The organism is Halorussus litoreus (genome assembly GCF_003382685.1).
Taxonomy (GTDB): Archaea; Halobacteriota; Halobacteria; order Halobacteriales; family Haladaptataceae; genus Halorussus; species Halorussus litoreus.
In genome coordinates this window covers 86242-111598 of the sequence record NZ_QLVG01000017.1, presented here as the reverse complement: position 1 = coordinate 111598, position 25357 = coordinate 86242, and the positions used below count along the sequence as shown (strand labels likewise).

General features: G+C 67.1%; 23 protein-coding genes and 1 pseudogene. 8 read left to right on the top strand and 16 right to left on the bottom strand.

What is annotated here, in order from left to right; translation table 11 throughout:
* Positions 1-179: 179 nt before the first annotated feature.
* From DPQ64_RS11005 to DPQ64_RS10990, 4 genes are all read right to left on the bottom strand, one after another.
* The gene (locus DPQ64_RS11005) at positions 180-1634 is read right to left on the bottom strand and encodes a serpin family protein (RefSeq protein ID WP_115864388.1); all 1455 of its coding nucleotides are present in this window, start codon (positions 1632-1634) and stop codon (positions 180-182) included.
* A gap of 383 nt (positions 1635-2017) precedes the next feature.
* Positions 2018-3868 carry a PKD domain-containing protein gene (locus DPQ64_RS19250; protein WP_198662098.1) on the bottom strand — a complete coding sequence of 617 codons (1851 nt, stop codon included), beginning with the start codon at positions 3866-3868 and terminating at the stop codon, positions 2018-2020.
* A gap of 145 nt (positions 3869-4013) precedes the next feature.
* Entirely contained in the window at positions 4014-4943 is a 930-nt protein-coding gene (locus DPQ64_RS10995; RefSeq protein ID WP_115864387.1) for an HhH-GPD family protein, read from the bottom strand.
* A gap of 368 nt (positions 4944-5311) precedes the next feature.
* A complete protein-coding gene (locus DPQ64_RS10990) occupies positions 5312-5578 on the bottom strand; it encodes a YgaP family membrane protein (protein WP_115864396.1) in 267 nt (88 codons plus the stop codon).
* 375 nt (positions 5579-5953) lie between these two features.
* Between DPQ64_RS10990 and DPQ64_RS10985 the strand changes: the two genes are divergently transcribed.
* The 3 genes from DPQ64_RS10985 (at position 5954) to DPQ64_RS10975 (ending at position 7730) form a co-directional block, all read left to right on the top strand.
* Positions 5954-6283 (top strand): hypothetical protein, encoded by a 330-nt coding sequence (locus DPQ64_RS10985; protein ID WP_115864386.1) that lies wholly within the window; start codon positions 5954-5956, stop codon positions 6281-6283.
* 78 nt (positions 6284-6361) lie between these two features.
* Entirely contained in the window at positions 6362-7072 is a 711-nt protein-coding gene (locus DPQ64_RS10980; RefSeq protein ID WP_115864385.1) for an RNase P subunit p30 family protein, read from the top strand.
* Positions 7056-7730: a class I SAM-dependent methyltransferase gene (locus DPQ64_RS10975; protein WP_115864384.1), complete on the top strand. Its 675-nt coding sequence runs from the start codon at positions 7056-7058 to the stop codon at positions 7728-7730. Before DPQ64_RS10980 ends, DPQ64_RS10975 begins: the two co-directional genes overlap by 17 nt.
* Positions 7731-7739: 9 nt before the next feature.
* Here the strand turns inward: DPQ64_RS10975 and DPQ64_RS10970 are convergent, their stop codons facing one another.
* Positions 7740-10157 carry a PGF-CTERM sorting domain-containing protein gene (locus tag DPQ64_RS10970; RefSeq protein WP_115864383.1) on the bottom strand — a complete coding sequence of 806 codons (2418 nt, stop codon included), beginning with the start codon at positions 10155-10157 and terminating at the stop codon, positions 7740-7742.
* A gap of 364 nt (positions 10158-10521) precedes the next feature.
* Between DPQ64_RS10970 and DPQ64_RS10965 the strand changes: the two are divergent.
* Positions 10522-10866: pseudogene (locus tag DPQ64_RS10965) on the top strand (DUF7528 family protein); the annotation flags it as partial.
* A gap of 177 nt (positions 10867-11043) precedes the next feature.
* Here the strand turns inward: DPQ64_RS10965 and DPQ64_RS10960 are convergent.
* From DPQ64_RS10960 to DPQ64_RS10935, 6 genes are all read right to left on the bottom strand, one after another.
* Entirely contained in the window at positions 11044-12072 is a 1029-nt protein-coding gene (locus tag DPQ64_RS10960) for a phosphate signaling complex PhoU family protein (RefSeq protein WP_115864382.1), read from the bottom strand.
* Between the two features lie 105 nt (positions 12073-12177).
* Positions 12178-13374 carry an ATP-NAD kinase family protein gene (locus DPQ64_RS10955; RefSeq protein WP_115864381.1) on the bottom strand — a complete coding sequence of 399 codons (1197 nt, stop codon included), beginning with the start codon at positions 13372-13374 and terminating at the stop codon, positions 12178-12180.
* Between the two features lie 91 nt (positions 13375-13465).
* Positions 13466-14164, bottom strand: a complete 699-nt coding sequence (locus tag DPQ64_RS10950) for a hypothetical protein (protein ID WP_198662097.1) — start codon at positions 14162-14164, stop codon at positions 13466-13468.
* Positions 14165-14647: 483 nt separating this feature from the next.
* Positions 14648-15334, bottom strand: coding sequence for a competence/damage-inducible protein A (locus tag DPQ64_RS10945; protein ID WP_115864380.1), 687 nt, complete (start codon positions 15332-15334; stop codon positions 14648-14650).
* 260 nt (positions 15335-15594) lie between these two features.
* Positions 15595-16926, bottom strand: coding sequence for a class-III pyridoxal-phosphate-dependent aminotransferase (locus DPQ64_RS10940; protein ID WP_115864379.1), 1332 nt, complete (start codon positions 16924-16926; stop codon positions 15595-15597).
* Positions 16927-17013: 87 nt separating this feature from the next.
* A complete protein-coding gene (locus DPQ64_RS10935; RefSeq protein WP_232820560.1) occupies positions 17014-18279 on the bottom strand; it encodes an MgtC/SapB family protein in 1266 nt (421 codons plus the stop codon).
* 161 nt (positions 18280-18440) lie between these two features.
* Here DPQ64_RS10935 and DPQ64_RS10930 point away from each other — a divergent pair, with 161 nt between their 5' ends.
* Positions 18441-19769 carry an AI-2E family transporter gene (locus DPQ64_RS10930; protein ID WP_115864378.1) on the top strand — a complete coding sequence of 443 codons (1329 nt, stop codon included), beginning with the start codon at positions 18441-18443 and terminating at the stop codon, positions 19767-19769.
* Between the two features lie 121 nt (positions 19770-19890).
* On the opposite strand, the gene DPQ64_RS10925 is transcribed toward DPQ64_RS10930, so the two are convergent.
* Entirely contained in the window at positions 19891-20178 is a 288-nt protein-coding gene (locus DPQ64_RS10925; RefSeq protein WP_115864377.1) for a PadR family transcriptional regulator, read from the bottom strand.
* Positions 20179-20427: 249 nt separating this feature from the next.
* Between DPQ64_RS10925 and DPQ64_RS10920 the strand changes: the two genes are divergently transcribed.
* Positions 20428-20721 (top strand): amphi-Trp domain-containing protein, encoded by a 294-nt coding sequence (locus DPQ64_RS10920; protein ID WP_115864376.1) that lies wholly within the window; start codon positions 20428-20430, stop codon positions 20719-20721.
* Positions 20722-21071: 350 nt separating this feature from the next.
* Here DPQ64_RS10920 and DPQ64_RS19245 read toward each other — a convergent pair whose 3' ends face one another.
* The 3 genes from DPQ64_RS19245 to DPQ64_RS10910 all read right to left on the bottom strand — a co-directional run bounded on the left by DPQ64_RS19245 (position 21072) and on the right by DPQ64_RS10910 (position 22397).
* A complete protein-coding gene (locus DPQ64_RS19245) occupies positions 21072-21218 on the bottom strand; it encodes a hypothetical protein (RefSeq protein ID WP_198662096.1) in 147 nt (48 codons plus the stop codon).
* Positions 21219-21464: 246 nt separating this feature from the next.
* Positions 21465-21902: a DUF7528 family protein gene (locus tag DPQ64_RS10915; RefSeq protein WP_115864375.1), complete on the bottom strand. Its 438-nt coding sequence runs from the start codon at positions 21900-21902 to the stop codon at positions 21465-21467.
* Positions 21903-22145: 243 nt separating this feature from the next.
* On the bottom strand, positions 22146-22397 hold the full coding sequence (locus tag DPQ64_RS10910; RefSeq protein ID WP_115864374.1) for a hypothetical protein: 252 nt from the start codon (positions 22395-22397) through the stop codon (positions 22146-22148).
* A 127-nt stretch (positions 22398-22524) separates the two neighbouring features.
* Here DPQ64_RS10910 and DPQ64_RS10905 point away from each other — a divergent pair, with 127 nt between their 5' ends.
* Both DPQ64_RS10905 and DPQ64_RS19800 read left to right on the top strand, forming a co-directional pair.
* On the top strand, positions 22525-23268 hold the full coding sequence (locus DPQ64_RS10905; protein WP_115864373.1) for a DUF7117 family protein: 744 nt from the start codon (positions 22525-22527) through the stop codon (positions 23266-23268).
* Between the two features lie 171 nt (positions 23269-23439).
* Positions 23440-24366, top strand: a complete 927-nt coding sequence (locus tag DPQ64_RS19800) for a peptidoglycan-binding protein (protein ID WP_115864372.1) — start codon at positions 23440-23442, stop codon at positions 24364-24366.
* 55 nt (positions 24367-24421) lie between these two features.
* Here DPQ64_RS19800 and DPQ64_RS10895 read toward each other — a convergent pair whose 3' ends face one another.
* Complete coding sequence (locus DPQ64_RS10895; RefSeq protein WP_115864371.1) at positions 24422-25315, bottom strand: bifunctional methylenetetrahydrofolate dehydrogenase/methenyltetrahydrofolate cyclohydrolase; 894 nt, start codon at positions 25313-25315, stop codon at positions 24422-24424.
* Between the last annotated feature and the right edge of the window lie 42 nt (positions 25316-25357).

The following is a 25357-nucleotide window of genomic DNA, read 5'->3' as shown; positions in this document are numbered from 1 at the left end:
GACGCGGCCGAAGCCGCGTCGCACGACCGCCGACCCTCGGGTAGTCGCGGAATGGATTCGCGAAGCGGACTCCACAGACGGTGGGCGCGCCGCGTTCGCTTCGCTTCGAAGGGGTTCGACTGCGACGGACGAAAGCGACGCGCCGGGTCAGGGGCGGGAACTTCCGGTTCGCTCGCAGGTCATTCTTCGAGGTCTGTCACGCGCCCGACGAACAGTGGCGTCTCGGTCGGTTTATCCCGGATGTAGAACAGGAACGGCCGGTCGACCGTCATCTCGGGCTGTCTGCGGGGCGCGGACTCGGCCATCGCGACCGCCGTGGCAGCCGCTGCCTCGGTGCCGCGCTCGTCGACCGTCACGAAGCTCTGGTGTTGGATCTCGTCGACGAACAGGTCGCCCTCCTCGGTCATCCCGCCGAAGTCCGCGCTCCCGGTGAACGCCTCCTCCATGCCGAGCGCCTGCATCGTCTTCACGAGGCTGAACGACGACTCGACCTCGAACTTCGGCAGCGAGAGGTCGACCAGTGCCCGGCCGGCCTGATCGAGCATGATGGCGAGCCTGTCGACCGTGAGCGACTCCTCGAACGCCTCGAACTCGCCCTCCGCGGGGAGGACGATCACCATGCTCGTGTCGGCGTTGGCGTAGTCGAGCTCCACGAGCTGATGGCCGTCGACGTTGGAGTACGGGGCTTTGAGCTCCCGGTGCATCGTCGGCACCTCGGTCGTCGTCCCGTCGAGCGCGGTGAACGGGCGCGGCTCCGTCGCGTCCTCGTCGAAGGGCGTCCGCCAGCGCGCCGAGAAGTAGACGGCGTTCGTCAGCACCAGCCGGGTCGCCCTGTCGATGGACGAGCGGGGGAGCAGTTCCTCGATGCGGTCGTCGGTCCGCTCGGCGACCCAGTCGTTGATCTCCCGTCGCGCGGCCTCCGGGTCGCCCGCGAAGTCCACCAGATTCAATCCGGCCTCGTAATATGCTTCCAGCAGGTCGACGAAGTCCTCGCGGAAGGGGTAGCCGTCTTGGCCCCACGTCGCGTTCGCGGTCGAGAGTTCGAACGCCGGGCCGGCGTCCTCTCCGGCGTCGGGGCCTGTCGGAACGTTCGCCTCCTGTCCGTCTTCGTTCCGACGCTCGAACTCGGCCGCCAGCGAGCCGAACGCGCCGTGGAGGTCCTCGCCGTCGAGAACGTAGTTCAGCGCGTCGGCCATCTCCGCGGCGGTCGAGCTGCGCGCCCCGGCGTAGGTCATCGCCAGCGCGGCCGAGACGCTGTACGGCGAGACGAACAGGTTACCGCCCTCGCGCTCGCGCAGGACCGCGAGCAGGTCGAGCGCGAACCCGACGTTGCCCCGGATCTGGTCGGCCAGCAGCGTCTCCGAGATCTGCGGGTCGGTCGCGGGGTCGATCTCGGGGAACGGCGGCGCGTCGAGTTCGTCGAATCTCGGCGGCTCCTCGGTGGTCGTCTCACCCTGCTCGGGGTCGTCGGTCGGGGTTTCGGTGGTCGCGGGGTCGGTGGTCTCCGTGGCGTCCCGAGTCGCGGTCGTCTCGGTGGTCGCGCCCGGGTCCGGTTCTGAGTCGCCCGCACAGCCCGCCAGTCCGGCGAGGAACGCGCCGGTCAGTGCCAAGGTCTCGCGGCGTCGGAGGGACATGGTCGGTGGTTCCACGCGGGATGGTAAACCCCTTCTGTAGACTGAAGTGGCTACTTCAGTGACTCGGTAGCGGGTCGGTCGGCGACCGCGCTTGAGAACGCCCGACTGTCCGAACGGTGTTCAGACAAGGGCGACCAGTCCGCGGCTTCGCTCGGTGAGTCAACCGCCGGCCTGGTGGACTGAAAGAGCGACCGGCGAGCAGCTTTGGGGGTTCGAGACGCTGAACGGGTCGGATAGTTCGGCGGTGCTGGCCGTCGGCTCGGTCTACTACGGGACCGGTGACGGGGAGCTCTCCCGGCTCGACGCCGAGTCGGGCCGACCGGAGAGGAAGTACACCACCGAGACGCGGATCTACAACGCCAATCTTCTGGAACTCCGGCCGATCAGTCCTCCGGTCGGTCTCCCCGCCGCCAACCGAGCAGATAGGTCGTCGCGCCGACGCTGGCGAGTGCGGTTCCGACGCCGAAGCCCGGGAGTCCGGTGCTGGAATCGCCATTCTCCGTCGAGTCGTCACTTCCATCCTCGTCGCTCTGGCCGGTCTCGCGCGCGCCAGTCGTCGGGGTCGAGTCGGCAGTTCTCGTCTCCTCGCGCGTCGTCTCAGCGTCTTCTGCCGTGTCCGTTCGGGTCGTCCCCGCGGCCTCCGTCTCGTCGGCCGTCCCGTCACCGACGGTGATCTCCACGGCGGCCTCCTCAATCCGCCCGTTGCTATCGACGACGGTGAGTCGTACCTCGTAGTCGCCGCCGTTCTCGAACGAGTGAGTGACGACTTCACCTGCGGCCGTCTCGCCGTCGCCGAACTCCCACGTGTACGCCAGTATCTCGCCGCGGGTCAACGTCGACCCGGTCGCGTCGAACTCGACTGGCTCGCCCGCGCCGGGGTCGCTCGCACTCGCCTCGACCGCCGGTCGCAGACCGAGTTGCTGGCCGAACTTGCTCACGTCTTCGCCCTCGATGCTCCGCCTGTGGAACTCGACGACGTCCTCCTTCGCCGGTCGGGGCGTGTGGCCGACGCCCTCGTACACGCGGAACTGAGCGGTCACGCCGGCCTGCTCGTAGGCCGACTGGCAGTAGGGGAACCGGTCGTTCAGCATGTGGTCGCCGTACACAGACAGCGCCGTCTCGCGCAACTCGTCGCTGGTCCACGCGTCGTCGTACGGGATGGTGTCGTTGGAGTCCTCGCCGCCCATGTAGAGGAACTGGTTCACCTCGTCGAGCGCGTCGAGATCGACCGGCTCGCCGGTGAGGTCCTCCACGTCCGCGATGCCGACGTGGAAGTCCAGGGTGTGGCCCTTCGCCTCCGCCAGCGGGAGCAGTGTCATCCCGTTCAACCCGCCCGCGGTCACCGACACCACGCGGTCGGGATGCAGCACGGTGAACCGGTCGACGAAGTTGCTCGACGCCGAGAACCCGTTCATGATGATATCCTCCGCGACGGGGTACGACTCCTCGGCGAGCATCTGGCGGGCGTGGTCGACCATGCCCAACAGTTGCAGGTCGACCCGCTCCAGCGGGCCGTCGGAGAGCTGCATCGTGTCCCGGTCGAGCTGGTGGACGTAGTGGGTGCCGTCGACGGGGTCCGACTGCGGGCGGGGGAACACCGGGACGAGCATCGGGACGCCGAGTTGGCCGCTAATATCTCGGGAGAACCCGCCGCTGACGAGCTGTCTCGCTCGCTCCTCGTGTCGCTCGAAGTCGTCGGTCGCGGTGCCGGTGTTGTTGGGCTCGACCAGCATCGGCTTTCCAGCTTCCGCCTCCGGAACCGGCGGTGCGTACAGGAAGTACGGGTAGTTGAAGCCGGACTCGGGGTCGGCGTCGACCCGCGTCACCGACACCCCGTCGAGGTACGAAACCCCGCCCGAGACGGTCACTCCCGCCGTGTCCCGAGCCAGCGACTGGCCGCCGTCCACGGGGTACAGCGAGAACGCCAGTCGAGCGTCCTGCTGGAGGGGACGATCGAGCGTGATCGTGACGCCTTCGCGGTCGGTCCCGGCTTCGAACTGGCCCCTCGCGAGCATCTCGTCGAGGTCCGGGGCTCGCACGGCGTAGCTCACGTCCACCGACGTGGTGATTTCGGCGATCACGACCTCCCGGCCGTCGGTGACCTGATCCTCGAACGTCACCGAGGCCTGCGCGTCCTGTCCGGCGGTGGTTCCCGCGCCGGCCAGCAGTGAGACAGCGGCCGCGCCGGTCCCGGCTACTCGCAGCAGTCCGCGCCGGGTCACGTGGTCGGCCATCTCAGCGTTCGCCTCCGGTCGCGCCGGTGGTACTCGCCGCGGCGTCGTGCATGTCCCTGCTGTGGAAGTTCCCCGTGAAAAACGTATCTGAACGCGGGAAGCTTGCCGGCTGGCGGTATCGGTCGAGCGGGAGTTCGGTCGCGCCTTACCGGCGGAGCGAGGCGACTATCTCTCCGTCGCGCTCGCCGACGCTGACGAGTCCGTCGTCTGCGAGGTCGTCGAGCAGTCCTTCGAGCCACTCTCGGCCGTACTCGCCGCCGGGCGCGTAGTCGACGCGAATCCGGGGGCCGAGCTTCGACAGCGGGAGTTCGTCGTACTCCTTCAGAAGCGAGATGACCTTCCCGCGGAACTGCCTGCGGCTCCCCTCGAAGCTTGGCTGGGTCGGCACGTCGGGCGCGGTGAAGTCGCCGGTCGCGTACGCGCTGCACCACTCGCGCCACGGACAGCCCGCCGCGTCGCACTTGGGCGACTGCTCGCAGGCCACCCCGCCGAGTTCCATGATGGCGTTGTTCCAGACTCTGGACTCGCCCTCTGGCATCAACTCGCTCGCGGCCTCCTCGAAGGCGGCATCGTCGTCCGGCACGTCGAACGCGCGGTACAGCACGCGCTTGACGTTGGTGTCCACCACGGCATAGCCGTTGTTGAACGCGAACGAGGCCACTGCGTTCGCCGTGTAGGGACCGACGCCCATCAGGTTCTGAAGCTCGTCCGGACTCTCCGGAAACGCCCCGCCGTACTCCTCGGTGACCTGCTCGGCGGCCTCGTGGAGGTACTTCGCGCGGTTGTTGTAGCCGAGGCTGTGGTCGGTCCAGAAGCCCACCACGTCGGCGCGGTCGGCCGCCGCGAGGGATTCGGGGGTCGGCCACCGCTCCAGAAACGCCTCCCACGCCTCGACGACCCGGCCGAGCTGGGTCTGCTGGCTCATGACCTCCGAGATCAGGATCTCGTAGGCGTCGTCGGTCTCGCGCCACGGGAACTCGCGGTGGTCGGCCTCGTACCACGAGACGAGTTCGTCGCGGACCGCCGGGAGGTCGTCGGGCAGGGCCTCGTCCGACTCCGGGTCGGCGTCGCTCATCGACTCCGGGTAGGGACGACGCCGATAAAGGAACCGCGGTTCGGGGACGACAGAACTAACCTCGGGGCGTGAAACCGTCCGCCCGTGACCGAAACTCGAACCGGAGGCGGAGTCGGACAGACGTTGGTCCTCGCTGGCCTCGCGCTCACGGCGGGCGCGGTCGGACAACTGGCCTTCGGGAGCGTCGGTCTGCTCGCTGCTGGGCTAGCAGTGACGGCCTTCGGTTTGTCGGCGTCGGCCGTGAGCTACCTCCGCGACGGTGACAGATATCGAGTCGCGTGCTCGGAATGTGGAACGAAAAACTGGGCGGAGCGAACTACCTGTCGAGACTGTGACGCACGGCTTGGGTGACCGCAGTCAGTCGTTCGCTACTGGACCGCCCGCTCGCGGATCTGCTGGGCCTCCTCGGTGAGGTCGTCCGACGGGCGGTAAGTATCCCGACCCATCACGCTGTTCGCGGGACAGGTCTGGGTCAGCCCGGTGGCGGTGAGAATCGCGCCGACTGCGAACGCGGCCGCCGTGGCCGCCGAGCCCAGTCTGAGCTTGCCGAGCAGCGACCCGACCGCGGCGACCACCAGCATCGGGCCGAGCGTGATGCGAATCCCCTGATCGAGTCCGCCGACGTTCTTCTTCATCTGTATCCCAACGAGGTGGACCACGGCGAGTCACTTGAAGATTCGTGGCGGAACGAAGGAGATGTTCGGAAGGATAGTCGACCGGGATTGGCTTCTTGGAAACCCTCGCGGTGCTCAACTACTCCGAGATTGGGAACGGGTCCTCGAAAGCCCTCGGCGCGCTCGCCGCCGGAAGACGGTCCTGCTCGGCCTTCGGCCTGCGCGGGCTGCGACTTCCGAGGTCACACTCGCTCCGCTCGCGTGACCGCGGACCCGCCTCGCCCTTTCAGTCCACCAGGGCAGCGGCTGTTGGGCCGAGCGACACCGATGTTCAGCTCAGAACCAGCGTGGTGCCGGGTCGAAAGGCGTTTCCCGCCCGCGGACGACGCTCCGGGCATGAGTCTGGACGACCTGCAGGCCGACATCGAGGACGAGTACACCGACCTCGGCGACGAGGTTGCGGTGTCGCTCGACCGCGAGACGCGCAACGAACTCGCCATGCTGAACGCTGGGCTCGACCCCGAGGCGACCGACGAACTCCTCCGGCGGGCGGTCCACATGCTGTTCCAGTCCGCGGTCGAGACTGGGAACCTCGACTTCCACCTCCGGAGCGAGTACGACGTGACCTACGACGAGTTCCTCTCGGGGATGACGTTCGAGGAGATGACCGGCGCGAACCAGTTCCCCCAGCAACAGCAGAAGGACGACCGGCGATATCAGTTCTGACGGGCACGCACTACTCGTCGTGCGAAGGAACAGAGTGAAAACCGCCCCGAGAGAATTTCCCAACGAGAATTCGTTTACATGCCTCTCTACGAGGGCGTCCACGCCCACCCTGACGGCGACAGCACCGTCGCGCGCATGGCAGCCACCGCCGCCAACTACGAGTTCGACGGCGTGGTCGTGCGCAACCACAGCGACGCGCGCGCCGACTACGACGCCGAGCGCGTGCGCGACGAGTACGGCGTGGACGTGGTCGAGGCGGTCGAGATTCGGGCCGACAATCCCGAGGTCGCGTCGGGCCACGTCGGTAACTACCGGCCGAAGGTGTCCGTGCTCGCGCTCCACGGCGGGACGAACGCGCTCAATCGCTTCGCGGTCGAGCAGGCGCGCGTGGACGTGCTCGCCCACCCGATGCGCGACCGCGGGGACTTCAACCACGTGCTCGCCAAGGCCGCGGCGGAGAACGGCGTCCGCGTGGAGTTCGACCTCTCGCGCGTGGTCCGGAGCGACGGCGGGCCACGCGTGCAGGCCATCCAGGACCTCCGGAAGCTCCGGGAGATCGTGACCCAGTACGACGCGCCGTTCGTCGTCAGCGCCGAGCCGACGAGCCACCTCCAGCTTCGCGCGCCGCGCGAACTCGCGGCGGTCGGCGAGGCCATCGGCTTCTCCGAGGAGCAGATCCGCGCCGGCCTCCGGGAGTGGGGCGAACTCGCCGAGCGCAACCGGGAGCGCCGGTCCGACGACTTCATAGCGCCGGGGGTCGAACGCGGCAGGTATGAAGAGGAGTCTTGACGAGCACGCCTCGCGCTTCGACGAGGTAGCGGGCGAGTACGACGACAGCCAGAACGACACCGAGGAGTACCGCGCCTGCGTCTCGCTGGTGGTCGAGCACGCTGTCGGCGAGGCGCGAAGCGCCTCGGAATCGCCGAGCGGGCAGCGCCCGCGAGGCCTGAGCGAAAGCGACACCGTGCTGGACCTCGGGACCGGAACCGGCGCTATCGCGCTCGCGCTGGCCGACGACGCCGGCGACGTGATCGGTCGCGACATCAGCGAAGGCATGATGGAGCAGGCCCGCGAGAAGGCCGACGAACAGGGCATCGAGAACGTGGAGTTCGGCGAGGGACGCTTCCGCGAGCCGAACGTCGGTGCGGACCGCGAGGTCGACGTGGTGGTGTCGAACTTCGCGATGCACCACCTCAGCGACGAGGAGAAGCGCGAGGCAATCGAGGCGATTGCGGAGTTGGGACCCCAACGGTTCGTGCTCGGCGACGTGATGTTCTTCGGCGAGCCGAACCCCGACGAGCCGTTCTACAGTCCGGAAGTGGACGACCCCTCGACGGTGGGGTATCTGGCCGACGCGCTGACGGACGCCGGGTTCGCGCTGACGGCCGTCGAGCAAGTTCACGACCAAGTGGGCGTGTTGGTGGCGGAGCGCAGAAACGGCGAGTGAGTCCGGACGCTACCGCGACGTTCTCCGGCGTCTTGCGAGAGTGACCGCGACCAGGAGGGCGACCACGGCGGCCGGGACTCCGAAGCCGGGAGTTCCGCCGGTGGCGTCGGCGGTCGTCTCCTCGGTCGGTTCCGGACGGTCAGTCGTTTCCGATTCGGCCCCGCTCTCGGATTCGGTTTCCTCACTGTTTCCGGCGTCGCCCCCCGAACTCGTCGTGGTGGTCTGCACCGTGGTCGTCGTGGGTTCGGCGGTGACGTTGACGGTCGAGATAACCGTTCCCCCGGCGCGAACTTCGTAGCGGCCCGGTTCCTCGAACGTGTAGCCCGGGTTGGCCCACGGTGTTTTAGCCGATTCGACGTAGGCGTATTGGTCGTCGCCCGCGACCTCGATAGCGAACCGCCCACCGGGTTGACAGTCATCGCTCGGTACGAGAGTTATGAGCCACTGCACGTCGTCGCCCGGGTTAATGGCCGAGACGTTCTCGGGGTTGAACCAGTCCTCGTCGTCTTCCTTGTAGATGTCCCAGAGCTCGGCGGACTTTATCGTCGCCGAACACGTCTCGTCGGTGCCGAGGTCTTCGAGTTCGACTTCCGCGATGCCGACATCCTCCCTGACTTTGATGCGTCGGGCGAAGCCGTCGACGGGGGAGGCGTCGCTGACCGCCGAGCCCCGGATGTGGTAGTTCCCCGGTTCGGACGGCGCGGTGAAGTTCAGCCTGACGGAGGAGTACCCGCTCGTGAAGGTCACCTCGCGTTGGGCTATCGTCCGGTCGCCGACGTAGAACTCGACGGTCTCGGTCCTCGTCGCGTCGTCCTCGTAGCCGACTGCGTCTACGACAACCTCCATCCGCTTGCCGGGTTTGACCATCGACTGCATGAGCCAGCCCTCGGTGCCGTTCGGGACCGACATGGAATCGAACTTGAGCGAGAGGTTCGGGTTCTCGACGTAGACGGTCCGCGTCCACGTCTGATTGCCGATTACGACCTCGTACTCGTAGGTGCCGGGGTCGAGGTCGGCCGGAATCACGTGTTCGACCGAGAGCTGGCGGGCCCCGTTGGCACCGAGGTCGAGTTGGCGGGTGGCGACCGTGCGGTCGGCCAACCGGAGTTCGACGGTTTCGGACCCGGTGATTCCGCGGTTGTGGACGGTCACGTTCAGCGTGCTCTCCACGCCTGCGAAGCCACGGTGGTCGGCGTCGCGGTCGGCCGGGTAGGTGAGACCCGCGGCACGCTTCACGTCGGTTACCTCGAACACGGGTTCGAGCGCGGTCCGGCCGAGCGCCATGCTGCTGTCGAGCAGGTCCTGCTCGGCACGGTGGCGCTCGCCGTCGATGGTCACGTACAGCGTCACCGTGGTGTTTGCGGGGTCGTCGATGGTCCGGGTGACGGTCGGTCCGGTCGCCTCTATCTCGCCGTCACCGTCGAAATCCCACTCGTACGAGTTGGCTTCGCCATCGTACCAGGACTTTCCGAGTTGCTCGATGGCGGACGGCGTCCGGGCGTCGAACGTGACCTCGCTCCCCGCTTCGGGGAGGAACGGGTCGTAGGTGAACCCGACCAGCGGGGCACCACCGTCGGCCATCCGGGACGCCTGTTTGGGGAGTTGGTCGTAGAATTGCTCGACGAGTTCGGGGTAGTCCCCGTTCGAGAGCGTGGCGACCTCGCGGGGGTCGGAGGTGGTGTACAGCACGTCGAGCCCTTCCCGGCCGAACTCGTGGAGGACGAACTCGGAGAACAGCGCGAGATCGTCGTAGCCGTCGAACGAGACGTTCTTCGTCGTCATCGGGGTGTCCTCGGCCCGGAATGACGCCCGGGCCGCGATGTCGTCTGCGGGGGTGCCGAGGTAGCGGGCGGTGCCCTCGACGAACACGTCGAACTTGGCGATACTCCCCGGCGGGTCGATCCACGTCCCGCCCTCCATCGCTCTGGCCTGGAATCGGTGGGTCAACTCGTGGTAGAACAGCGAGCGGCTGTCGGAGGTGACGTAGATGGTCGCCTTGACGCCGCTCTTGTAACACCCGGCGGCGTCGACGAGGGTGCAGTCCATGCTCTCCTCGTCGACGACTCGTACCGGAATCAGCTCGTCCACCGGCTCGACGCCGAACCGCTGGAAGATGACCTCGTAGTACTCGTCGGCGAACGAGGCGACTTCCTGGGCCTCCGCTCGGTTGCCGTCCTCGTAGCTGATGGTGAAGTAGTCGGTCTTGATGGGACCGTTCAGTGAGTCCTGCGCCGCAACCCCATCCGTGGTTCCGGCAACCCTGTCCGTGGTTCCGGCAACCCCGTCCGTGGTTCCGGCGATCCCGTCCGTGGTTCCGGCGACTCCATCCGCCATCCCGGTGGCTCCACCGACGGCCCCGGTGACGAGTAGTCCGACGAACACGACGACCCCGACGAGCGACGCCGAGGCGGCTATCTTGCGTCTCATGGGTCGGCGGCTAGGACACCTCCGAGGGTCCACTGGGTCGACGCGACGTGCGCTAAACGACTGGCGTTCGAGCTACGGAGGGTTCGATTCATGGTCGAGGAATAGTATGTTCCCGGCTTAGTTGTTACTGAACGCGGAGGTGTTTGGACGGAAATCTGCACGGAGCCGAGCGGTCTCGACCCCCGAGGATCGCGCAGCATTTCGGAACGCCGGAAACGTTTTATCCCCGGCACTGTGACGTACGGACGCATGACACGGAGTGTAGACGCTCCTGATCGAGTTCTTCTCGGGCGATGAGACCGACGTATCCGTCGAGAGAGACGGCGAATCGATAGTGCTGGCCATCGAGGGCCGCGACTACGAACTGACCAGAGACGAGGCCGCCGACCTGCAGGACGCGGTCGGCGAGGCGCTGACCCAGCGCCGGGAGTTCTTCCGGACGGCGGGTGTCCACCGCGAGGACGGCACCTACGAGGTCGCACGCCGGGGCGCGGACTCGGCGGGCAACTCCAAGGTGTTCGACAGCTTCGCGGTGCTGGGTCGGCTGTTCGACCGCCTGCCCGCGGAGTTCACGGCCGACGACGTGGGCCGGAACGGCATCACAGGGTCGCGCCGGCACATGCTGGTGCGCCACTTCGCGGAGCATCCGGAGTTCGACTGCGACATCTCGCGGCGCAACCCCCTGACGGCCGAGAAGACCAGCGAGGAACAGCGCGCGAAGGAGACGGCGTCGGACGAGACGGTGGCATCCAGCGAGGCGATTTCGTCCGGCGAAGCGATGGCGACCGACGAGGGCGAGGTGGTCGGCGCGGACTGACCGCACCACCGCATCGATTCTACCAAGCTGAGTCGAAAGCCGACCGATACCGAACTACTTGCTTCCGGGTTACTTGATCGTCGTGTGCTCGCTCTCCTCGTTCAGCGCGAGGTTCGCGGCGATCTCGGCGTTCCGCATGGCGTACTGGGCTGTCTGCTGGAGGCTCACCAGCACCTCCCGGACCGCCAGCAGCGACTCGTTGTCCATCTCGGGCAGGTCCGACAGGATCTCGCTCTCGCGGTCGCCGATCTCGTGGAACAGCGCGCGGACTTCGAGCGTGGTGTCGTAGTCGCGCTCGACCGCCGCCTCGACCGCGAGCGCGGTGATCTCGTCGACCTGATCGGTGAACTCCCGGATGCGGCGCATCGTCGCGCCGTCCACGTCGAGGGTGTGGCCCTCGGCTTCGAGCGCGATCTCCGCGATGTCCTCGGCGTTGTCCGCGGTGAGTTCGAGGTTCTTCGCGATGGAGCGGTAGCCGATGAGCGGGAAGCCGGTGTCGAGTTCCACCGCGCGGGCGAGGGTGGGGTTCTGGTAGGCCGTGAAGATGAGCCGTAGGAGTAGGACGAAGATCTTGTTGGCCTGCCGCTCGCGGTTCAGGGCCCGCTCGGCGAGGTCGGGGTTGCCGTGCGCGAGCGCCTTGACCGCCTCGCCGCGCATTGTCGAGCCGGTGTTCTCCAGCCGTTCGAGCAGGTTGTCGAGGCTGAAGTCCTCGGGGTCGACCGAGCACCGGATCGCGATGCTGTCGGGGGTCTCCTCGACGACGCCCAGTCCCATGAGCTGGGTCTCGGCCTTGTACACCGCGTTGATGATCTCGCTGTCGAGTGTCTCCTCGCTCTCGACGTGGATGATGCGCCGCCCGAGGACGTACTGGGCGACGATAGCGCGCTCGACCGCGTCGGCATCGAGGTTCTCGGCGTGGATGACCGCCTCGGACTCCTCGGTGTGAGCAGACTCCGGCAGCACCGTCAGCGTCCCCTTGCCGGCCATGCGGAGCGACACCTCGTCCCCCTTCTCGACGTTGTTCTCTTTGGTCCACTCGGCCGGCAGCGTCATCGCCAGCGTCGAGGGGCCCAGCCGCTGTACCTTGCGAGTTTCCATGGGGAGAGAGTGGGGGAGCAGTCACCTTAAGCTTGACTAAGGGACAATTATTGTTCCTTAAACGCTCGTTGCCAGTGGACGAACCTCCACTCGTGATCCGACTCGTCAGACGACCTTCATCATCCGGCGTTCGAATCGGCCGACCCTGACCTTCCGCCAGCCCCGGAGCGACTCGTCGACCGCCTCGTCACCGGTGTCGACCCGGAGCACGCCGAGTCCGTCGAGCTTGTGCTTCGAGGCGACCACCTCGACCGCCGAGCGCTCGATCACCGCGGGCGAGATCTGGTCGTTCCCGCGACCGAAGACGAACCCTTGCCCGCCGATGGGTGACACCACGACCACGTTCCGCTCGCCGAGATTCGCCAGTATCTCGTCGGCGCTGGCGTCCTCGACCAGCAGTTCCCCATCCCGCCACACGTCCACGCCGAGCGGCGAGCCCGCGAAACGGAGTTCCGACTTGACAGCGCCGACGGTGCTTCCCGGCCCGAGGACGTAGGTCGCGCTCTCGTCCTCGCGGGCGTCGTCGCCCACTCCAGCCGCGAGGCTCTCGACGGTGCCGCCGCCGACCTGCTTGCTCGACTGGAGGTCCTCGGCCACCGGCACTTCGGCGAGCGCCTTCAGGTCCGCGCGGACCTCGCCCTCGCGGTAGGCGTCCTCGTCGATGTCGTTGACCTCGCGCGTCTCGGTCCGGTCGAAGTCGGCGGCGACCCGACCCGCCGCCTCGGGTGACACCGCGAACACTGCCGAGTACACCTTCACGCCGGCCGGGACGCCGAGCATCGGCGTGTCCGAGTCGAGGTCCGCCAGCGTCTCGGCCACGTCGACCGCGGTGCCGTCGCCGCCGACGAACAGGATCAGGTCCACGTCGTTCGCGACGAACTGTCGAACCGCCTCCCGGGTGTCGGCTGCGCTGGTCGGCGACGCCGCCGCGGCGGCGTCGCCGACCAGCGCAGTGCCGTCCGGGGTTCCGGGCTCGCCGACGACCACTGGGTCGAGCCCTGCTTCGCGGGTCTCGTCCTCGCCCATCTGGCCCGCGACGGTCACGATCTCGAGTCCCGGCTCGTCGGCGTTCGGGCCGTCGGAATCGTCGGCGGTCTGCCCGCCAGTATTGCCGGCTTTCGGACCGGGCGACCCGCGCTGCGCGCGCTCGCCAAGCGCGCGCAGCGCGTCGGTCGCCCGGTCGGGTGCGCGCGGTTGTGCGCCGCGCTCGCGCGCCTCCGCGACCTTCCCGTCGGTGCCTTTCAGGCCCACTCGACCACCCATCCCCGCGATGGGATTGACCACCACGCCGATGCGTCGCATACCGCGACGTAGGCGGGTCGGGCGCAAAAGCGACGCGGTCCGCGTCGTGTCGAAGCCTCGAAAAAAGTGTCACTGGCGAGTCGGCGGCGAGTCAGTACGACTGCGGGAACTGGCCCTGCGATTGCTGGCCTACCTGTCCCTGACTACTGCCCTGGTACTGCTGACTCTGCGGCTGCTGACCCTGAAACTGCTGGCCCTGTGGCTGCTGGCCCTGCATCTGCTGGGCCATCTCCTGGAACCCCTGCTGGCCGCCGATGGAGTTCAGCAGCCGGTTCGTCGACTCGATGGCCTGATAGACCGACTCCAGCGTCTCCTGGACGTGTGGCGACTGCTGGTGCTGTTCGAGGACCGGCAGCCCCTGCTGGGCCACGATGAGGAACGTCTCGGCGACCTCCGGCCCGTTGATGGAGTCGCGCGCGATGAGCTTCTCGTTCAGCTCCGCGACCTCGGCGAGGTCGAGACAGAGTCGCGCGCACTCGGCCATCTGCGGGCCGCTCTCGATGCACTTGTCGGCGCACCACGAGGATATCTCTACCACGCGGTCGAACGCTTCGAGCGCCTGATTCAGCTCCGGCGTCAGCTCGGACTCGAACTGCTGGCCGACCTGCTGGTGCGTCGTCTGGTGGGACGCCCCCGTCTGACCGCCCATCTGCTGGCCGCTCATCTGGCCGCCCATCTGTTGGCCGCCCATTCCTCCCGAGCTCCCCATCTGGCGACCCATCTGTGAGCCGCCCATCTGACTGCCCATTCCCTGCGTTCCGCCCGTCGGCTGCTGGCTGTGCTGTGTCATTGTTCGTACCTCCCCGCGTCGGCCGCCTGCCACGGTTCCCCATCCGTGAATAACGATGCGAGCGACCGCCGCGGACAGGGTGACCTTTGCCGGTGTGACGGATAAACCGGCGCGACCGTTACGGACGGTTTATCGGGACAAGCGAACGGTTCATCCGGGCAAGCGAGGGTTTCGACCTCGCGGGACTCGAAAAAACGGGGTTCCGCGGGGAAGCCAACACCCGATTACGCCGCCGTTTCCGCATCGTTTCGGGATTCAATCGCCGGTTTCGCCAGAGGGCAGGCGGCTCCACGCGGGCGCTTGGCAAACGTTAAGGGTAGCGGTCCGGAACCCCCTGTATGTTCGTACTCACTCAATCCACGTCGATCCCCATCAACGACGCCGGTATCGTCGTCGGCGCGCTGAGCGTGCTGCTGACCGTCGCGTGGCTGATCTACTTCTACCGGTAGTATCGCCCCGTCGGGTAACGCTCGTTTCTCCGTCCTACGTCGAGTCCACGCGCTCGCGGAGCCACGCGGCCGCGCGATCGAGTTCGTCTTCGTCGGGACTCTGGAGCTTGAGCCGGACGTGTTCGCCGGGGTAGCTCCCGACGGTCACGTCGAACCGCTCGCGGAGTTGTGCGACCCGCTCGACCAGCGCGCTCTCTGGCTCGTCGGCCTCCACGACTCGGACGTGGCGGTACTCGCCGGCGAACTCGTCGGCGACCGACTCGAACATCGCCTCCATCTCCTCGGGGACGCCCGGCAGGACGTAGATGCCCTCGACGACGCAGCCCGGCGCGACCCCGGCCTCGTTCGGGAGCATCCGCGAGCCCTTCGGAAGGTGTGTCGTGCCCGCGACGAGGTCGCCGGCCTCGTAGTCGGTGTGGTCGGTGATCCACGCCACGGCCTCCTCGTGCTCTTCGACGGGCACCCCCACGGCGGCCGCGACGCCCTCCATCGTGAGGTCGTCGTGCGTCGGTCCGAGCCCGCCGGTGACGATCACGGCGTCGTAGTCGGCCCGGAGCTCGTTGACCACGCGGGCGATGTCGGCGATCCGGTCGGGGACGACGACCACGCGCTCGACGCTCGCGCCGCGCTCGGCCAGCCGCTCGCCCAGCCACGCGGCGTTCGTGTTCACGGTGTCACCCGTCAGCAGTTCGTCGCCGACGGTGACGAGACCCACTTGCATGGGCTCGGATAAGGTTCGCGGAGGTAAAAACAGGCCGCTCTCGAAGGATTCTCGTGAGAGGTGGCCGTAATTCGGTGCGATTCGGGCTTCCTCGGTGGTATCCGTATTCGCTTGGCGAACTCAACGACCCGACGACCGCGCCAGCACGCGCCCAGGGTCCAAAGTCGAATAGCTGAAAGACGAACGTCTGAAAGCCGAATAGCTCTCGCCGAACGAGACACGGACAAAGTAGAGTCCCGAAAGCAGTTTGCGGAAGTCGTTCAGGCCACGTCCTCGACTGCCTCCCGCAACAGGTCGAAGCCGATTTCGATCTCGCGCTCGGTCACGTCGAGCGGCGGGAGCAGGCGCAGCGTCTTGTGGCCGCAGCCGAGGACGAGCAGACCGCGCTTGAGCGCCGCCTCGACGACGGCTTCGCGGCGCTCCTTGGTGTCGAACTCGACCGCGAGCATGAGGCCGCGACCGCGCACGTCGATGGCGTTGGGCAGGTCGCTGTCTTCGAGCAGTTCGCGGAGCTGGCGGCCCCGCTCGGCAACGTTGTCGAGCAGGTCGTACTCCTCGATGGCGTCGAGGGTGAACACGCCCTGCATCGAGTCGACGATCTTGCCCGCGCCCCACGTCGAGGAGAGCCGGGACTTCTCGGACGGGAACTGGTCGCGGTTGGCGACCGTCGCGCCCGCGCGAAGGCCCTTCGCGGACGTGATCACGTCGGGTTCGAGGTCGAGGTGGTCGACGCCCCACATCTCACCGGTCCGGCCGAGCCCGGACTGGATCTCGTCGGCGATCACGGTCACGTCGTAGCGCTCGCGGACCTCGGCGAGGTCCGCGACGAACCCGTCGTGGGGGACGCGATAGCCGCCCTCGCCCTGGACCGGTTCGAGGATGAGGTAGGCGACCTCCTCGGGGTCGATGACGCCCTGCTCGGGGTGGAGCTTGTCGGCGACCACGTTGCCGCCCGCCCCGTCGGTCAGCCACTGCTGCTCGTAGGCCTTCTCGGTCGAGGGATACGGCACCGAGACGACGCCGCCGACCTCGGGGTAGCCCTTCCGATGGTTCACTTTCGAGCGGTTGAGCGAGAGCGCGCCGAGCGTCCGGCCGTGGAACGCGCCGTCGAAGGTGAACGCGCGGTGGCCGCCCTGCGCGTAGGCGATCTTGATGGCGTTCTCGACCGCCTCGGCCCCGGAGTTCGACAGGAAGACGGTGTCCATGTCGTAGTGGCTCGTGAAGTCGGTCAGCCGCTCCATGAGCTGGCTCGGCCCGGGGAACTCGGGGTCTTCTGGCGGCCAGCCGCCCGCAGCGTAGAAGTCCTGGCCGGCGATCTTGGTCGGGTCGATGAGGTCGAACTCCGCGAACTTCTCGGTGATCTTGGGGTTGTTGTACCCCAACGGCGCGCTTGCCACGTGGGAGGTGAAGTCGAGCAGGACGTTCCTGTCGACGTCGGTGCAGAACGGCCCCACGGCGTCCTCGGTGAAGTCCCAGACGAAGTCGTAGACGTACGTGCTCGGTGCGGAGAACTGGTGATGGTAGTCTGCCCACTCCTGTGCCCGTTTCCCGGGCATCTCTTCCACGGTGGGTTCCGCGGTGTGTCGGTCCATGCAGACCGGTATGGAGAGGTACCCTTTAATTCGTTCGTTCCGATTCGTGCAATTCTCTCCGAAACTCAACTGATCGCGCTCCGAGATTCAGACCACCGCAAATAGCGCGGCGAGGCCGGACCCGGCGAGCAGGACGCCGCTCCACGCCGCTACCCGGAGGCTGAACGACCGGTTCGCCGCGGAGAGGGTGAGCGCGGCCTTCACGACGATGGAGGAGGCGGTCGCCAGCAGGATGGCGAACACCGCGGTCCCGTGGTCGATGGTGCCGCCCATGTACAGCAGGACCGCCGAGGAGACCGCGCCGGCGCTCGACACCAGCCCCGACAGGAACGCCGTCACGTAGAACGCCGAGGCGCCGAACTGCTGTTGGGCCAGCGCCCCGGCCACGATGACCAGCAGGAAGATGGCTCCGAAGCCCAGCGCGTTCCGGAGCGAGAACGGGCTGTCGAGGTCGATGTCGACCTGCTCGGACCAGTCGGCCGCGTACGCCGCGATGGCGACGCTTCCGAGGATGACCGCGCCGAGGGGCAACACCGCGCCGTAGAGGACGGGCGTGTCGCTGCCGAAGGTGAACGCCAACGCGATGGCGAGGTTCCGGACCGCCATCGCGGCGTCGGCGAGCAGGATGGCCGCCACGCCGTAGGAGGCCGCCTCGGGCCGCTGTTTGACGTGATCGAGCATGGTGCCCACGACCGCGGTCGAGGACGCGAGCCCGCCGAAAAAGCCCGTGACCGCGATGCCCCGGCCGCCGTACGTCTTGACGACCGCGTAGTTGACGATGCCGATGGCCGCCACGGTGACGACCATCAGCCAGACCGTCCGGGGCTGGATGCCGTACGCGAACTCCTCGTTTGGCAACAGTGGGTAGATGACGAACGCGAGGATAGCGAACTCGACCGCCGACCGGAGTTCCTCGCGGGACATCCCCCACGCGAAACTGTGGAGTTCGCGCTTGAGCACGAGCAGCATCGACGACAGCACCGCCACCGTGACTCCGACGAGGATGAACCCCTCCATCACGAGCGCGCCGACGCCGAACGCGACCAGCATCGACACGGAGGTCGTCAGCGACAGGCCCACGTCCTCCTCGTCGTCGGCGATCAGCCCCTTCACGCCGAGCATGGTTCCTTGAACGATGACGAGCAGGCCGCCCAGCAGGAGCAGCACATCGCGGTCGAGGATGGTGAACACCGCTCCAAGCAGGCTGATGAGGGTGAACGTCCGGATTCCCGCCGGCTTGTGTGACCACTCGCGCTCCAGTCCGAGGAACAGTCCGAGCGCTGCCGCGAGCGCGACGCGCACGACCTGACTGTCCAGCGGCACTTGCGTGAAGAAGTCGACGATACTCGTCACTCTTCTACCTATTACTATGTAGGTATAAATATCTCTCCCCCGTCGGCCGAGCTGCGGTCCGACGACTCCCGTTCTGTAGTCCGACAACCACCGCGAGCGCGGTGTTCCGAACACCTCATGGACTACGAAGGTTTTTGTCCCGGGGGTTCGGTGGCTGGAACATGGACGCTGGCTGGAACGTCGAGCGCTCGCGGCTCGCGTGGTCGCTGCTCGGACTGGCGCTGGCGGCGGCGGTGCTGTTCGTGATCTACTCGTTCGTCGGCACCTTCGTCTTCGGCGTCTTCATCTACTACGCGACCCGGCCGCTGTACCGCCGCATCCGGCGGCGGGTCCGGCCCGCGAGCCTCGCGGCCGCGACGGCACTGTTCGCGCTCGCGCTCCCCGTCCTACTCTTGCTAACCTACACCGGAGCTATCGCGGTCCAGGAGTTCAACAAGATCTCCCAACGGACCGACCTCGGCATCCTCGAATCCGCCATCCAGCCGTACGTCGACGTCTCCTCCATCGCGCGAAGCCCCGAGGAACTGCTCGCGAATCCCGACCCGGCGCTCGTCCGCGACATCGGAACCTCGGCGCTGGAGTACGGCGGCGTCATCGGCACCGGTGCGCTCCACCTGTTCGTGATGATCGCCATCGCGTTCTACCTGCTCCGGGACGACCACCAGCTCTCGCGGTTCGTCAAGCGCCAGTTCGCCGACGGCGGCGGCGTCCTCGACGCGTACGTCCGGGCGGTCGACCGGGATTTCAACAGCGTCTTCTTCGGCAACATCCTGAACGCGCTGGTCACGGGCATCATCGGCGCGGCCGCGTACAACGTCCTCGACCTGCTCGCGCCCGCGGGACTGGGCGTTCCCTACCCCACCGTGCTGGGGCTGCTCACCGGCGCAGCGAGCCTCATCCCCATCGTGGGGATGAAACTGGTGTACTTCCCGGTGTCGGCGTACCTCGGCGTCGAGATCGCGATGGGCGACCCGAACGCCCTGTGGTTCCCGGTCGCGTTCTTCGCAGTGTCGTTCGTCGTCGTGGACACCATCCCGGACCTCGTCCTGCGGCCGTACGTCTCGGGGCGGAACCTCCACATCGGACTCGTGATGCTGGCGTACATCTTCGGGCCGCTGCTGTTCGGCTGGTACGGCATCTTCCTCGGACCGATGATCCTCGTGCTGGTGGTCCACTTCGTCCGCGTCGTACTCCCAGAGCTGTTGGCGGGCGAGCCCATCCGGCCGTGGGCCGTCGACCCCACTTATCTGTTCGAGGGGGAGGAAGCGGCCGGTTCGAGCAGTGCTGGTCCGGGCGGCACCGACCCGGACGGAGGTGGGACGGATCCGGCTGCGGCGGGCCCGGTTTCGGCCGATGGCTCTACTGGCGGCCCAGGTTCGACAGATGGCACCCCGACCGACGCGACCCGGACAGACACTCGTTCCGCCGACTCGCGCTCGACGGACGCGCCCGTGGATGAACCGGTCGGCGGGTCGCCCAACGACGACTAATCTGTTGGTCAGAGAAGAACGAAGCGCGTGACGAGACTCACGAGACGTGTCTCGGCGATCCGAACGCGACCTCGAGACTGACGAGTACGTCCCCGCCCCGCTGCTGGACTGCGAATCCGTCTCAGGCCTCGACGGTCGGTTCGACGTACTGGGACTCCCACTCGCGGCGGGCCTCGATCTCGCGGGTGCCCCGCCGGGTCAGCGCGTAGTAGTTCGTCCGGCGGTCGCGCTGGCCCTTCTCGACGAGTCCCTTGTCGACGAGCGTGTCGAGGTTGGGGTAGAGCCGGCCGTGGTGGATCTCCTTCTCGTAGTAGTGCTCCAGCTCCTCCTTGATGGCGAGGCCATGGGGTTCGTCGAGCCCGGCGATGGTGTACAGCAGATCTCGTTGGAAGCCTGTCAGGTCGTGCATCGGTAACGTCCCAGCTAGGTTGCCGACGGAGAAGAAGATAACGGCCCACCGTTGCCGACTCTCGCGGTGTAACCGTCGCGGTACGTCTCGCGCGGAACCGGTAGCGCTGCCCTCGTTTCCGGCCGCCGTCAGGTCACTAGTTGACGAAACGGCTGTCGACTCGGCGGAAGGCAGGACCACGGTCGAACCAGCCCGACTCCGTCGGAATCAGCGTCGGGGTTTAAGCCTCGCCGCCGCGTCTATGCAAGTATGCCAGAGGAAGTACTCTTCGAGACCGAACGCCGCACGAGCCGCGACGACGCCGCCGCCTACCTGAGAGCCATCGCGGAGAAACTGGAGTCGGGCGGCGACATCACGCTGTCGGCGGGCGACCAGTCGGTGACGCTCGACCCGCCCGCGGAGCCCACCTTCGAGGTGAAGGCCGAGCGCGAGACGCCCAGCGGCGGCGGGTCGGGCGAGTTGAGCGTCGAGTTCGAGTTGGAGTGGGACGAGAACGCCAGCGGGTCCGGGTCGGCGTCGGACGCGTCGCTGGAGATCGAATAAACGGCTGTTCGGCGTCGTGTGTTTTCGAGAAACTACTTTCGAGTACGAAGCGTCACGAGGAATTACGAGTCCAAGTGAGCATCGCGGCGAATCCGAGACTAGCGAGTCGGATACTCTGGAAAGTGATATGGAAAGGAAAGCGGATAACGCGGGGGTGAAAACGCCCCGCGGAACCGCTTGCCGCCCTGAATTGGTCCCCGCTGACGCTTCGGCCCTCCAAGCGAAGCGTCACCTGAACAAACCCGCTCCAACATTATAAAGCTAACGCCCCCGGTGACCCGTACCGGTGTCGGGAGGGAACGTCTCTTTCAGGGCGTCTATCGGTGATTTCTAGCGCGGCCGGATCGCGATCAGATGTGTTCTTCCTCCAACACCCAGCCGAGCGCGCGCTTGTAGTAGGTGAACATCTGCTTGACGCCCTCGTGGCGCATCTCCTCGTCCTCGAGGTGTTCGGTCAGGAACTCGTACTGCTCACGGATCTCTGCTTCGTCTCTCATGCGCTGGAGTTTGGGTTCCGGGATTATGAGTTCGGTGGGACTCGGAATTGGATCTCAACAGCAGATTGCTTCTTTGACTTTCGGAACTCGGATTTTCTTACTAAAGAAGCGAACTACTGCCGAGGCACGTGAGAGACCGCACGGCACCGCACAGCACCGCGGCCGAACTGCGACCGCAGGTCTCACACCTCCCCAGATCGCGCGCGACGATGGAGAACGTGGATGGTCGCGGTTCCATCTCGGGTGTCAGTCGCCGGCTCCACCTCCGTCGTGGGTCTCGCCCTCCTTCGCGCCTCGCCCGCACTTTCGCGCGGTCAGCGGCTGATGCTTCGCCAGTTCGCAGTCGAACGCGGGATGCTCCGCGAGGTGGTGGACCAGCATATGTCGTCGGCCGCCGGTCAGCCCGGAGCGCTCGACGTCCGCGGCGCGGAACTCGGCGGGCAGGCGTTCGTAGAGCCGCCCGAGCGCCGCGAACGAGTCGAACACCTTCCGGTGGCCCGCGGAGTCGGCTCCCCGGCGCTCGACGACGTAGCTGCCGTCCTCGCGGTGGGTGCCTGCCGTGCGCAGGAACTCCCGGCGCTGGGTCAGCGCCTCGCCGAGTGATCGCCGAAGCTGGTCGGCCTCGGCTCTGGTGAGTCGGTGGCGGTCGTCCGCGACGGTGACCGCGACCGTCTCCTCGTACACCGACTGGTCGGCGTCGGGACTGCTCGAACTGGGCTCGTTCGGGTCGGGACCGTCCGTCTCGGTGTCGGCCGGCTCAGAACGGAGTCGTCGTTCGGCACAGAATTTCTCGATCAGCCGCCGACTGGCGACTTCCTCTATCCTCGGATGCCTCGGATGGGAGGCTGTGACTCGACATGCGTCCGACCGTAGTGGAACGGGGATGATAAACGTAGGGGTCCGCGATGCCGAGATGTCGGTCGAATCTCACCGCTGTGCGACGAGCAGAGCGATCACGACGACGTTGTACACCAGCAGGCCCGCCAGCACGGCCCCGACCGACAGGCCGACGACCGTCGCGCCGACGACGAGACCGTCGTCGAGTTCGCGCGCGGCCACCACCGCCGCGGCTCCGAGCGTGCCGAGCAAAAGAGCGAGGGGGACGCCGTACTCCCGCCAGTAGTCCTCGGAGACCGGCATCCGGAACCTGACGAGCGGGCGCTCGTCGCCGTCGTCCATGCGGGGCTCCTCGTAACTCGACGGCATAAGTTTTCAGTTGGACCTGCGGTCTCCTCGGTGCGGGGCGACTGCTTCGCTCCCGCGCGAGTCCACGATCGTTTTGTGTCGCGGGGCCCAACCGCGACCCATGAAAGTTCGCGGCCAGCGCGAGTGCAGGGACTGCGGGGCGCGGTGGTCTTACTACGACACCGGGAGCGTCGAGTGCCCGGACTGCGGGAGCCTCAAGAGCGTCGGCGTCGAGGGCGAGCGCAGGCTCCACACCGATAGCCCGGCCGACCTCGACCTGAGCGACGCCCGGGAACTCGTCGACGTCCAGCCGCTCCGCGAGGTCGCGGACCGCGCAGGCGACCTCGCCCGGGAGTACGTCCGCAAGCGCGGGTTCGTGCGGGGCGGCGACCTCCTCGCGCTCGATGCCACCTACCTCGCGGCGCTGGAGCTCCGCCACGCCGCCGACGTGGTGGGTCGAGGACTCGACCTCAGCGACGACGAAGAGTGGTACTTCCTCGCACTCCTCCGGCAGGCAGACAGCGAGGAGGACCAGCGCCCGGACGCGGCCGAGGTGCCCGAGTCGATGCGTCCCATCCGCGGGCTGGCCGCCACCGACGCGGCCGGGGAGTACCGCGGGGAAATGGCCGACTGGCTCGACGAGACGGACGCCGAGTCCGCGGGGATTGGGGAGGAGGCAGGCCGCGACGCGCTCGAAACGCTCGACTCGCACGTCAGGCGCGTGCGGGCGCTCGACGGCGACGTGACCCCCGAAACTGCCGACCTGCTCGTAGCCGCCGCTCGCGAGGTGGGCCAGTACCTCGCAGAAGGTGACGCGGACGCGCTGGCGAGCGCGCGCGACCGTTTCGAACGACTTCGCGTGTGACTGGCGACCGCTCCGGGACTACTTCTCGAACGTCGCCCGGGGTCGTCACTGATGGCCGCAACTGCGTCGTGGATCCAGTCGAGCCCCAGCGGTTCCTCTAATAATCCAGGCTTAATTCTACTATAGATACGTAGGGAAAATACTAATAAACTCCTGTTCGACAGCCGACCGATGGCAGACCAGTACACCGTCCGGACCGACCTCCGGGACAGACACGACGACGGCAGTCTGACGGGCGACGACCTCGACGACGCGATCCTGTCCGCGCACGGCGAGTGTCCGCTCGTCGGACTCGGTGAAGTCTGGGTCGAGGTGGCCGACGAGTTGGGCATCAACGAACTGTACATGGCGGCCCACGCCGTCATCGAGACCGGGTGGGGCGAACTCGGCGATATCGTCCGGGAGAAGAACAACCTCTACGGGTTCGGCGCGTTCGACGTCGCACCCGAGGAGATGGCCCACGGGTTCGACTCGTTCGCGGACTGCACCCGGCACGCGATGTCGTACGTCCGCGAGGAGTACCTCACCGAGGGCGGCGACCACTACAACGGCCCGACACTCGACGGCATGAACGTGAAGTACGCGACCGACGACCAGTGGGCCGAGAGCATCTGCGGCGTGATGAACACGCTGGCCGACCACGTCGAGAACCCCCGCGGCGGGCGCTCGGACGAGTGGCCGGTCTACTCCGCGAACGTGGACACCGAGAACGAGGCGACCTACGTGGTTCAGCACCTCCTCGAGTTCCACGGTCACGACCTCGAGTACCACGACGGAAAGTACGGTCCCGAGACGGCCGGAGCGGTCGAAGTGTTCCAGGACGAGCACGGCCTCACTGTCGACGGAGTCGCCGGCCCGAACACGTGGGAGGCGCTGTGCGTGACCGTCGGTCCCGACCGTGGGACCTCCGACTGGGCGACTTACGCGGTCGAGCACGTGCTCGACCGCCTGCTCGGCTACGACGTGGCCCCCGAAAGCGGTGACACCGACGCTACGAGGGCGGCGGTCGGACAGTTCCAGCGCGGGATGAACCTCGACGACGACGGCGTGGTCGACGCCGCGACGTGGAAGGCGATGGTCAACGCGTCGGACGAGTGAGCGGGGCAACTAACTCGAAAGCGTCGGTGGGGAGAATTTACAGAGAAGTCGCGTCTCAGGGCAGTTCCACGTCGACGGATTCCTGTTGACTCGCGGCCTTCACGGTGTTGTACAGCAACATCGCGCGAGTCATCGGGCCGACGCCGCCGGGGACCGGCGTGATGGCGCTGGCTTTCTCGGCGGCGCTCTCGTACTCCACGTCGCCGACGAGTTCGTACCCCTTGTCGGTGTCCGCGTCGACGCGGTTGATGCCAACGTCCACGACGACCGTGCTCTCCGAGAGCATCGACCCGTCGACCATCTCTGGGACGCCCGCGGCTGCGACCATGATGTCGGCCCGGCGGGTCTTTTCCGCGAGGTCGGTCGTCCGGGAGTGACACAGCGTGACGGTCGCGTTGCCGAGGTCGGTCTTCTGGACGAGCAGGTTCGCCAGCGGTTTGCCCACGATGTTCGACCGGCCGACGATGGTCACGTCCTTGCCCTCGGTGTCAACGTCGGCGGATTCGAGGAGCTTCTGGACGCCGTGGGGCGTGCAGGGCTTGAATCGCGGGTTCCCGGCGACGAGTCGGCCGACGTTCTCTGGGTGGAAGCCGTCCACATCCTTCGCCGGGTCGATAGCCCGGATGACGTCCCGGTCGTCCACGTGGTCAGGGAGCGGCATCTGGACGAGGATGCCGTGGACCTCGGGATCGTCGTTGAGGTCCGCGACGGTGTCGAACAGCTCCTCGGCGGGCGCGTCGGGGTCGAGCTCGACGTGGATGCCCTCGATGCCGACCTCCTCGCAGTCGCGCTGTTTCATCGAGACGTACGTCTCACTCGCGGGGTCGTCGCTCATCAACACCGTGGCGAGTCCGGGTCGGACGCCGGCGTCGGAAAGCGTCTCGATGCCGTCCGTGAGCGCGGACCGCATCTCCGCGGCCACCGCGTTGCCGTCGATAACCTCTGTCATTGTCGGAAGATGAGGCGCCGAACCATTTCAACCCTCGGGTTC